We start from the raw sequence: 1,921 nt of genomic DNA, 5'->3' as shown, positions 1-1,921 counted from the left end.
AGCTCCCCCTATTACTGTGCGACTTTTTGTTTGTGTTTGTTGAACTGTTGGTCGAAGAGGTTTTTGAAGGGGCCGTTTTTCTGCATGAGTTGGTCGAGGTTTCCCTGTTCGGCGATAGCGCCGTCCTGGATGACGATGATCTTGTCTGCCTCCAGCACGGTTGACAGGCGGTGGGCGATGACGATGACGGTGACATCCTGTGTCAGGGCGTCCAGCGCCTCTTTGACCAGCGATTCCGATTCCGCGTCCAGCGCGCTTGTGGCCTCGTCCAGCAGCAGGATCTCGGCCTTGCGCAGAATGGCACGGGCAATCGCGATGCGCTGTTTCTGGCCGCCCGACAGAAAGGTTCCGTTCTCGCCCACCGGGGTCTCATAGCCCTGCGGCAGGTCGGTGATGAACTGATGCGCATGTGCGGCCCGGGCTGCCGCGATCACCTCTTCGTCGCTCGCATCGGGCGCCGAGCAGCGCAGGTTGTCCATCACCGAGGCCGAGAACAGGAACGTATCCTGACCGACATACGAGATTTTCCGCCGCAGCGAGGCAAAGCTGACATCCCTCAGGTCCCGGCCATCGATCTCGACGCTGCCCTGATCGGGGTCGTAAAACCGCATGATCAGGCCAAACAACGTGGATTTGCCACCACCGGACTGGCCGACAAGGGCGGTGGTTTTCCCGGCCTCGAAAGTGGCGCTCATGTTGTCGATCACCGGCACCGTGCCCTGATAGCCAAAGGTCACATTGCGCAGCGTGATCTGTCCGGGGCCGTCACTCAGGTCACGGGCCCGGGGGCTTTCCACCATCGTGTCCTCCTGATCCAGCAGGCTGAACAACAGGCCGACCCCGACCATGCAGGTTTCAATCTGGACCCGCATCCTGGACAGGCGCTTGGCAGGTTCATAGGCCATCAGCAAAGCGGTGATGAAGGACATCAGCTGACCCGCGGTCGGCTGTTCGGTGCCCGCGATGCCCATCGTGCTGACAATGAGAACCCCGGCAACCGCCAGACCGGCCAGAAACTCCATCAGCGGGCTGGCAATGGCCTGCAGCCGGGCGATGTCGTTCGAGCGCTGTTCGACCTTCCGGATCGCGGTCTCCATTCGGTCGATCATGCGATCTTCAAGCGCAAACACCTTGATCACCTTGATCCCCGCCGAGGTCTCCTGCAGCACCCGGATGATCTCTGCCAGCGATTTGAACTCGGCCTGCATGATCGAGCGCACGCTTTTCAGCAGATACCGCACCCCCAGCAGGGCAATCGGGCCCACCACAAAGAACATCACCGACAGGACCGGCTGCTGATACACCATGACCACAATCAGGCCGACCAGGGTCAGGGCATCGCGGACAAACCCGGTGACCAGAACATCGATCAGGCTCCGGGCCGATTGCGCGCCATTGGTCGTGCGCATCAGCAGATCCGACGATTCAGTGGTCGAGAAGAACGACACTCCGTGCCGGACCAGCTTGCGGTACAGCTTCTCCTGCTGCTGGGCCACAATCCGGTTGCCCGCGCGTGCCAGAAAAACGGCCTGAATATACGAGGCCACCGCCTTGGTCAGGAACAGAAGCACAACCCCCAGCGCAATGACATGCACCCATCCCCGCAATTCCGGGCTGGTCATGGCATCGATGATATATTCCATCATGTAAGCCGAGCCGGCGGTGGTGACCGCCACCGCGATCATCGCCAGGATCGCTATGCCGTAAAGCCCGCCCTGCGCATAAAAGCTCTCACCGACAAGCCGGCCCATATAGCCCGATCGCCACTTGTTCCAGGCGCGCTTCATCATTGCGTTCTCCAAATCCGTGAAACGGTGCGCACGCCCAGATACCCCATATCCCGCCGCGCCTAAAGGACAGATGCAACCCTGCGGCAGACCAACCCATCCCAACATCCAAACACGCTAAATAAGACCTAACC

The 1,921-nt window shown here is 60.3% G+C and carries 1 protein-coding gene; it reads right to left on the bottom strand.

Annotated elements, in window-relative coordinates; all coding sequences use genetic code 11:
* Positions 1-11: 11 nt before the first annotated feature.
* Positions 12-1,790 (bottom strand): ABC transporter ATP-binding protein, encoded by a 1,779-nt coding sequence (locus AC2FLZ_RS21905; protein WP_480556061.1) that lies wholly within the window; start codon positions 1,788-1,790, stop codon positions 12-14.
* Positions 1,791-1,921: the final 131 nt, after the last annotated feature.

The organism is Ruegeria sp. YKSF131 (assembly GCF_059612645.1).
The sequence above is the reverse complement of the archived record's forward strand: the minus strand, read 5'-3'. Positions and strand labels throughout refer to the sequence as shown.